We start from the raw sequence: 8632 nt of genomic DNA, 5'->3' as shown, positions 1-8632 counted from the left end.
GCTGCAACCGTTTTGTCCATATTAGTCATTCCAAATTCCATTGAATCAATGTATTGGATTGAAAATATAACCTATTTGGATTCTCTCTATGTAGACAGGGGGTCGTTGAAATAACTAGATTACCAAAGTGTGAGTAAGTGCAAGTGAACGTGTCCAATCGCTGATAAGGAGGTAAAATTAAACCACCAAAATAGTGGTTTAATTGAGGCTGCTTTTATCGGGAGCCACTCTGCCGACTATCTCTTTGCTCTGGAATTTGGGCGCTTGCCCTGAAACTGCTTAATACTCTTTTTACTGTTAGTACGGCGGTTGGATTTTTTATCACGTGGGGCGCGTTTGCTCTCGCCTGTGGAGGGTTTATCGGTAACAGGAAAACCATCTAACTCTTGAACCGGTAACTTACGCTGAGTCAGGCTACGAATAGCATTTAGTGCCTCTGTTTCGCCGTGGCAGACTAGCGATATTGCCACCCCTTGCTCCCCGGCGCGCGCGGTTCGCCCGACACGATGCACATAAGTTTCAGCATGCATTGGCAACTCAAAGTTGATGACAACCGGAAGCTGTTCGATGTGAATTCCACGGGCGAGCAAGTCTGTAGCAATCAGCACTTGAGCCTGACCAGATTTGAATTGTGCTAGCGTCTCTTCACGCTCAGATTGACTCTTATTGCCATGCAAAGCACTGGTGGTAATGGCGGCTTTATTGAGCTTTTTCGCCAAGCTATCAGCATTCTCTTTTGCACCAATAAATACCAGTGCTTGAGACCAACGGTTCTGTTTAATCAGCTCAATCAGCGCTTTCGCTTTACTGCCTTTGTTGACCAAATAAAGCGTCTCCGCAATGTCTTTGTTGGTGCTGTTTTCTTGGTGCGCCGTCAACGCAACAGGCGCACTCATCAAAGCCGTCGCTTTTTGTTTTAATGCGTCAGAGAAGGTGGCAGAGAACATCGCCGTTTGTCGTTGTGCAGGTAGTCTTTTTGCAATCGCTTGGACATCTGGCCAAAAGCCCATATCCAATAGACGGTCCGCCTCATCCAAGATTAGCGTCTTCACCTGCTTTAGCGACAGCTCTTCAGCGCTTAGCAAATCTAACAGTCGCCCTGTCGTGGCTATCAGTATATTTGGCCTCTTCGCTAACTTGGCTTGCTGCTGCGCTTTATCGACACCACCACACAATACGACCGAACTCAAACCAAGAGGCTGAGTGATTTCACCTACCGAATCATTGACTTGAAAAGCCAGTTCGCGAGTTGGAACTAAAACTAAAGCTTGTTGATCAGGGTTTGGCAAAAGGCGCTGTAACAGTGGCAGTAGGTAAGCAAGTGTTTTACCACTGCCCGTATTCGCCTGCGCGAGCACGTCTTTCTCTGCCAACATTTGTGGAATCACCAAAGCTTGTATATCAGTCGGTTTGACAACGTTTTGCGGCAGCGCCTGAACAAGTTTTGGAACAAGAGATAAGGAAGAAAAAGACATCGAGTGGATTCCTAGATAAGAGTTAACAGGCTAACGGACGCGGTGACTTGACCACATAACCGAATGCCGAAGTGAGTCGACTTGGGGAGTATATCATTGAGCGCGCCCCAAAAGCCGTTAAAGAATGTAGTGCAGAAGAACGGCGGCTAAATTCGCATCAAAAAGGCGTTTCTCCCTAGCGCGATTTACACTGTAATTTCTCCAGTAGCGGGCTGAAAAAAACGAGATTCATTTCCCAACAATAGGAAGAAGTCAGAGCATTCACTCAGAAATATAAAACTAAATTGCTAATAAATTGAAATGGTTAAAACCTAGTCTATGTTTAGATATAAAAATTTGTTCATATAACAAGGACTAGGTATGAAACGTTTCACCCTCTCCCTGCTAACCATTGCAATGTCAGTCAATAGTTATGCCGCTGTCGACTCTAAACCTGCGACTCAGGCAACCATCAAAGCCAACCAAGCTCTCTACAAAGCCTTGCCGTTCAGCGACACAAAGGATTTTGAACGGGCGCAGAAAGGCTTTATTGCCAAGCAAGATGTCGTGACCATCACTAATGACAAAGGCGATGTCGTTTGGGATCTCGAAGAGTACAAGAAGTTCATTACTCTTGACGCAAAAGCACCTGATAGCGTTAACCCGAGTCTTTGGCGAAATGCTCAGCTCAACGTGATCAATGGTCTTTTCAAAGTCACGGATGGAATCTACCAAGTACGTGGTTACGACTTAACCAATATCACTTTCGTAGAGGGTAAAACTGGATGGATTGTGTTTGACCCACTGATCTCGCAAGAAACCGCCAAAGCGGCACTCGATTTTATCAACTCGGAGTTAGGGGAAAGACCTGTCACCGCTGTGATCTACAGCCATAGCCATATCGACCACTTTGGCGGCGTGCGTGGCATTGTCGACGAAGCAGACGTGACCGCCGGTAAAGTACAAATCATTGCTTCCCACGGATTCACAGAACACGCCGTATCTGAAAACGTGATTGCAGGTAACGCAATGGGTCGACGCGCCATCTATATGTACGGAGCCTTATTGCCTAGAAATGCGCAAGGAGGCGTCAATGGTGGCTTAGGACAAACCACGTCGACGGGGCTAGCAACACTCATTAGACCCACACTCGTCATCGAAAAGACGGGCGAAGAGCACATTGTTGATGGCGTAAAAATGGTATTCCAATACACGCCAGGGTCGGAAGCACCTACTGAAATCAATACCTGGCTACCCGAGAAGAAAGCACTCTGGATGGCAGAAAACAGTACCAATACCATGCACAATATCCTGACTCTACGCGGTGCTCAGGTGCGCGATGCGCTGAAGTGGTCATCGTATTTGAATGAAACTATCGAAATGTGGGGCGACGAAGTCGAGGTCAAATTCCAAAGTCACCATTGGCCGATGTGGGGGCAAGAAGAGATTGTCGATTACTTCAAACTTCAACGTGATATGTACAAATACACTCACGATCAAACGGTTCGACTCATGAACCAAGGCTACATCGGTTCCGAAATTTCCGAGATTATTCAGTTCCCGAAAGAGATCGATCAGAACTGGAACACTCGTGGTTACTACGGCACGCTCCGACACAATAGTCGCGCGGTCTATCAACGTTACATGGGCTGGTATAGCGGTAATCCATCTGATCTGAACAATCTTCCACCAACCAACGCTGCCGTCAAATACGTCGAATACATGGGCGGTGAAAATGCGGTCATCGATAAAGCGCAACAAGACTTCGACAAAGGCAACTACCGCTGGGTGGCTGAAGCGCTTAAACACGTCGTCTTTGCCAACCCACAAAGCAAAAAAGGCAAACTGCTGCTCGCTGATACCTATGAACAGCTAGGTTACCAAGCAGAGTCTGGACCTTGGCGCTCGGTCTACCTACAAGGTGCCTATGAGCTGCGCAACGGTACACCTTCTTCTGGTGGCACCAATACCGCGTCTCCAGACATCATCAAAAACATGCCACCAGAAATGCTATTTGACTACTTAGCAGTACGTCTGCTCCCAGAAAAAGCGGCGGGCAAAGACTACACCATCAACATAAACTTCACTGACCTTGATGAGCAGTACACGCTTTACATCGAAAACTCGGTGTTAAACCACACCACCAAACAGTCGGACGATCCGGACGTCTCTTTAACCTTAACAAAAGAAGCGTTAGACAAGGTACAGCTTGGCGAGATGACGCTTGAGCAAGCCATTTCAAGCGGTGATTTAAAACTGAAGGGCGACAAACAAGTGTTCAAAGACTTTGTGGGCATGCTAGATACCTTCAACTTCTGGTTTAACATCGTCACGCCATAGGAAGCAATAATGAAGCAACTCAATATGCTGGTTGCGATTTGCCTGAGCAGTGTCAGCCTCGCTGCTCAGGCATGTACCTACGATGGTCAATTTAGCAATCCATTTACCGAAAGTTACCCGGGCTCTCTAGATGTCGCGATGTCAACGTACGACGCGCTAGACAGCCAGACAATTGATACGATTTCGTCTCTCAACGGGCCTTCTGGTTTACGAAGAGCCAGTTGGTGGCTGAAACTAATGGCGGACAAATACGCCAGTGAGTTGCAGTCGGTTAGTTACATTTATCTTGTCGACAGTCATTTATGGAGCAAGGTTGAACATGGTCAATCCATTACCGTTCACTCGGCTCCAAGTGATGACTCTTCATCAAGTCGTGTTCTTCTCCTCAGTGAAGCAGCTCTTAACGCGCTTGTTCAGGGGAAAGTCAGCTTTGAGCAAGGCGTCACTCTTGGCGTCATCCACAAGGCGGGTTAATAAAAGCAGCTCTGCGGAAGGTGTAAACATTTTGCCCCACATAGCGTGTTCTATGTGGGCGCGCCTAGGTCTGAGGAGCCGCAGAATATGGGGTTATAATGCGTCTTATTCTCGACATAAAACATACGATGTTCGTAGAGTGGGATTTACAACTCACGACAATATGGATCTCGCCTATCACTCCTAACGCTCTCTAAAGCGTGCGATAATGACCTGTTTTTTTATCGTACACATTTGAAGGAACCAAATGACCGCTACAGAATATCTCAACGACCTGAATCAACGTTACCTCACCATTCACCGTACTAAAGAAGACTTTTTCTGGGAAACCTACATGGGCATCAGTGATGATCATGACGGGTCGACCAAAGCGCAAACCGAGTGGACCAACTTTCTTAGCAATGCCGATCAAATCGCTGAGATCAAACACCAGTTGGAAGCAGCCGAATCCATTACCGATGATGCCGAGAAAAAGGCGACCCAAACCGGGCTAAATGGCTGGTTAAACACATTCCAAGCTCACGCGATTGAAGGGAATGAAGCGCAAGCTCTAAAAAACCAGTTGATTGAGTTCGAAGCAGGACTGTTTGAACGAAAGCAGAACCATGTACTCACTTTTACCGATGAGCATGGCAAACAAGTTGAAGGCTCACTGCCTGTATTGGCCTCAACCATTCGTACCAACAACCATGAAGACGTCCGCAAATCGGCGCACCAAGCACTACTTGGACTAGAGCAGTGGTTGCTACAAAATGGCTTCATTGAGCTGATCAAACTGCGCAATCAATTTGCGCGCTCTTTAGGTTACGACACATTCTTCGATTACTCCGTCGTTAAAACGGAGAAAATGACCTCAGATGAGCTGTTTGCCATTCTTGACGATTTTGAAGCTCGCACTCGTGATACTAACCTTGCTAGCCTCGCCAATCTTGCTAAAGAAAAAGGTGACAACGCACTGACGGGCCATAACTTTGTGTACTCGTACTCAGGTGACGCAATGCGTGATCTGGACCCGTATGTGCCCTTCTCCAAGTCCCTTCGCCGCTGGGTTGAATCGTTTGGTCGTTTGAACATTGACTATTCAGGCGCAGAGCTCACGCTGGATCTGCTCGACAGAAAAGGCAAATACCCGAACGGCTTCTGCCACGGTCCTATTCCTTCGTTCTATAACCAAAACGAGTGGGTTGCAGCCAAGGTTAACTTCACCAGCAACGCCAAGCCAGACCAAGTTGGCAGCGGTTATTCTGGTATTAACACCTTGTTCCATGAAGGCGGTCACGCTGCGCACTTTGCAAACGTCAAAATGAACGCGCCGTGTTTCTCTCAAGAATTTGCGCCTACCTCTATGGCCTACGCAGAAACTCAATCAATGTTCTGTGATAGCTTGCTCAACGATGCAGACTGGTTAAAACAGTACGCACTGGACGCACAAGGCAACCCTGTCCCTGACGACGTGATTAAGGCAATGATCAACAGTCGTCAGCCGTTTGCTGCTTTCTCAGAACGTAGCATCTTGGTTGTGCCTTACTTTGAACGCGCGCTGTATCAACTGAGTGATGAAGAGCTTACTCCTGAGCGCATTACCGCTCTCGCGCGCCAGTGTGAAAAACAGATTCTTGGTCTAGAGTGTAGTCCGCGTCCACTTATGGCAATCCCTCACCTAGTGTCAGATGAAGCTGCTTGTGCCTATCACGGTTATCTGCTAGCACATATGGCGGTGTACCAGACGCGTGCTTACTTCCTCGATAAGTTTGGCTACCTAACCGACAACCCTGAAATCGGCCCTCTGCTTGCTCAGCACTATTGGCATTCAGGCAACCAGCTTTCTCATAACGAGACCATTGTGAGCTTAACAGGCGAAGGGTTTAACGCTAAGTATTTGGCGGATGCATGTAACCTCTCTTCAGAACAGGCTTGGGCAGCGCAGCAAGAAAAAATTGCTGGTTTAGCGACGCGCCAACAAGCGGAAGTTGCGTCATTGAACGCGACCATTAAAGTCGTCGATGGCAGCAAAGAGTTGGCAAGCAACCAAGTGTCTGATGAGGCGATGTGCGATCAATTTGAAGCGTACATCAAAGAGACCTACGGCTGTTAACTCAGCCCACGACTCAACTCCCCAAGGCCGCGACGATTCGCGGCCTTTTTGATCAAGCGCTTTACTGAGCGTCCCACCAAACAGCAGACGCCCGCAGTAACCCAATGATTTATAAAATGGATTTGTAGAAAAATGCGTCTCTGTGTCATTATGCATTCAAAGCAATTCGTTGCACTGTTCAATCGCTATTCAAGGAAGAACGCATGATAAAGATCCGCAAAGCCAATGCGTCTGATGTTCAGCCTATCTACGATTTGCGCAAGCGATCCATTCTTGCCAAATGCGCAGACCACTATCAACCAGAGCAGCTCGCCCTTTGGACGCAAGGTGGCGTGTCCGAACAGCTGAAAGAGGACATTGTCGCGACCTTTTACGTTTCTGAGGTAGACGGCAAGGTGGTGGGGTGTGGCAAACTCAACACCGAGACAGGCATGGTCGATGCCATATTTGTCGATCCGCCTTATTTTGGTTTGGGCGCAGCAAAGAAGATGCTGGCTTTTCTTGAGCAAATGGCTAGAGAGCACAAACTGGAAAAAATGGTCTTAGAGGCAACCCTCAATGCAGCCCCTTTCTATCGCTCTTGCGGATTTCATGGGGAGGAAATCTCGACCTATCACTCTCCACGGGGAGTGAACTTAGATTGTGTCGTGATGGAAAAACCGCTTCAAAAGGAGAGAGCATGATTAGCCATATCGACCATATTGTTCTCACTGTCTCCAACATTACCCATTCTGTGGCGTTTTACCAACGGGTGCTGCTGATGGAAGAGGTCACCTTCGCCAACGGTCGTAAGGCGCTAAAGTTTGGAAACCAGAAGATTAATTTACAACTGTTAGGTCAGGAGCCGAGAAACCGAGCGCAAGTTGGCTCAGGAGATCTTTGTTTGATAACACGTTGGCCACTCGAGGAAGTGATTACTCACTTAACTAAAGAGCAGGTAGACATCATCGAAGGGCCAGTTGAGAAATCTGGAGCTCAAGGTCCTATTCAGTCTGTCTACTTTCTAGACCCAGATTCTAATCTGATTGAGATTAGCGTTTACTGTTAAACGAATGCGAATAGAAAACTATGAATGAAAAAATGACCGCACTATGCGGTCATTTTTTACTTTGTTTAATTGAAGACGGTTAACGAAAACGCATCGCGAGCGTAGCGGCCACATTGCGCGCCGTCATCTCCACGTTAAATGCCGCCTCTTTCAGCGCGGTGGGTAGATCTGTTGCCCCCAACACCACACTGAACACCGCATCAATGCCGTGATCATGGACCACGCGACAATCTTGCGCAGTACTGCCCGCAATGCCAATCACAGGTAACTGATAGAGCTTCGCGGTACGTGCCACGCCAATGGGTGTTTTACCATGAATGGTTTGGCTATCAATGCGCCCTTCACCCGTAATCACTAGGTCGGCATCTTTCACAACTTCAGCAAGGTTAACCGCATCCATCACTATGTTAATGCCGGGGCGAAGTGTTGCATCAAATAAGCCCAAAAGCGCCGCTCCCAGTCCACCAGCAGCTCCTGCACCCGCTTGACTGATCACATCCTTACCATTAGTTTGATGGATCATAGCAGCGTAGTGCGCGAGGTTTTGGTCAAGCTGTTTAACCATCTCAGGGGTTGCGCCCTTTTGCGGGCCAAACACATGAGAGGCGCCTTTCGGGCCACACAAAGGATTATCAACATCACAAGCGACTTCGAGTTGAATCTTTGCTAAACGAGGATCCAAACCAGACAAATCAATCTTAGCTAAACGCGCTATGGCGCCACCACCAAAAGGCAAGTCGGCTCCCTCAGCGTCGACCAGTTTCGCGCCAAGAGCTTGTGCCATTCCCACCCCACCATCGTTGGTCGAGCTACCACCAATGCCGATGATAATGTGGTTCACACCTTTATCGAGTGCCGCTTTGATAAGCTGGCCAGTACCGTAGGTTGTGGTAAGGAGCGGGTTTCGCTCACTTGGATCCACTAAGTGCAGCCCTGACGCTGCGGCCATTTCAATCACCGCAGTAGAGCCATCACCCAACAAACCATAAAACCCTTCCACAGGTTGGCCTAACGGACCGGTGACTTCCACCGTCACGATATCGCCGCCCGTGGCATCCACTAGGGACTGTACGGTACCTTCTCCTCCATCAGCCATCGGCAGTTTGATGTATTCTGCGTCAGGCATGATTTCTTTAAAGCCATTTTCAATCGCAGTTGCCACTTCCATAGCGGTTAAACTTTCTTTGTAAGAATCTGGAGCGATAACTACTTTCATATTGG

Annotated in this window: 7 protein-coding genes; 5 read left to right on the top strand and 2 right to left on the bottom strand. The window is 48.0% G+C overall.

The window, feature by feature from the left end; all coding sequences use genetic code 11:
• Positions 1-236: 236 nt before the first annotated feature.
• Positions 237-1475: a DEAD/DEAH box helicase gene (locus RJ47_RS05130; RefSeq protein ID WP_039482110.1), complete on the bottom strand. Its 1239-nt coding sequence runs from the start codon at positions 1473-1475 to the stop codon at positions 237-239.
• A gap of 360 nt (positions 1476-1835) precedes the next feature.
• On the opposite strand from RJ47_RS05130, the gene RJ47_RS05125 reads away from it, so the two are divergent.
• From RJ47_RS05125 to RJ47_RS05105, 5 genes are all read left to right on the top strand, one after another.
• The gene (locus RJ47_RS05125; protein ID WP_039482108.1) at positions 1836-3794 is read left to right on the top strand and encodes an alkyl/aryl-sulfatase; all 1959 of its coding nucleotides are present in this window, start codon (positions 1836-1838) and stop codon (positions 3792-3794) included.
• A 9-nt stretch (positions 3795-3803) separates the two neighbouring features.
• Positions 3804-4268 (top strand): hypothetical protein, encoded by a 465-nt coding sequence (locus tag RJ47_RS05120; RefSeq protein WP_039482105.1) that lies wholly within the window; start codon positions 3804-3806, stop codon positions 4266-4268.
• 247 nt (positions 4269-4515) lie between these two features.
• A complete protein-coding gene (locus tag RJ47_RS05115; protein WP_039482104.1) occupies positions 4516-6363 on the top strand; it encodes a M3 family metallopeptidase in 1848 nt (615 codons plus the stop codon).
• A gap of 203 nt (positions 6364-6566) precedes the next feature.
• Positions 6567-7046 carry a GNAT family N-acetyltransferase gene (locus RJ47_RS05110; RefSeq protein ID WP_039482101.1) on the top strand — a complete coding sequence of 160 codons (480 nt, stop codon included), beginning with the start codon at positions 6567-6569 and terminating at the stop codon, positions 7044-7046.
• Positions 7043-7411 carry a VOC family protein gene (locus tag RJ47_RS05105; RefSeq protein WP_039482097.1) on the top strand — a complete coding sequence of 123 codons (369 nt, stop codon included), beginning with the start codon at positions 7043-7045 and terminating at the stop codon, positions 7409-7411. The genes RJ47_RS05110 and RJ47_RS05105 overlap by 4 nt, the downstream gene beginning before the upstream one ends.
• 79 nt (positions 7412-7490) lie before the next feature.
• On the opposite strand, the gene RJ47_RS05100 is transcribed toward RJ47_RS05105, so the two are convergent.
• The gene (locus tag RJ47_RS05100; protein WP_039482093.1) at positions 7491-8627 is read right to left on the bottom strand and encodes a glycerate kinase; all 1137 of its coding nucleotides are present in this window, start codon (positions 8625-8627) and stop codon (positions 7491-7493) included.
• Between the last annotated feature and the right edge of the window lie 5 nt (positions 8628-8632).

The organism is Vibrio sinaloensis (assembly GCF_000808535.1).
GTDB classification, from domain to species: Bacteria; Pseudomonadota; Gammaproteobacteria; order Enterobacterales; family Vibrionaceae; genus Vibrio; species Vibrio sinaloensis_D.
Note: the sequence above shows the minus strand (reverse complement) of the source record. Positions and strands in the feature narration are given on the sequence as shown.

Coding starts and splice junctions, on each gene's coding strand:
- RJ47_RS05130 (WP_039482110.1), bottom strand. CDS start 1,475: ATGTCTTTTTCTTCCTTATCTCTTGTTCCAAAACTTGTTCAGGCGCTG.
- RJ47_RS05125 (WP_039482108.1), top strand. CDS start 1,836: ATGAAACGTTTCACCCTCTCCCTGCTAACCATTGCAATGTCAGTCAAT.
- RJ47_RS05120 (WP_039482105.1), top strand. CDS start 3,804: ATGAAGCAACTCAATATGCTGGTTGCGATTTGCCTGAGCAGTGTCAGC.
- RJ47_RS05115 (WP_039482104.1), top strand. CDS start 4,516: ATGACCGCTACAGAATATCTCAACGACCTGAATCAACGTTACCTCACC.
- RJ47_RS05110 (WP_039482101.1), top strand. CDS start 6,567: ATGATAAAGATCCGCAAAGCCAATGCGTCTGATGTTCAGCCTATCTAC.
- RJ47_RS05105 (WP_039482097.1), top strand. CDS start 7,043: ATGATTAGCCATATCGACCATATTGTTCTCACTGTCTCCAACATTACC.
- RJ47_RS05100 (WP_039482093.1), bottom strand. CDS start 8,627: ATGAAAGTAGTTATCGCTCCAGATTCTTACAAAGAAAGTTTAACCGCT.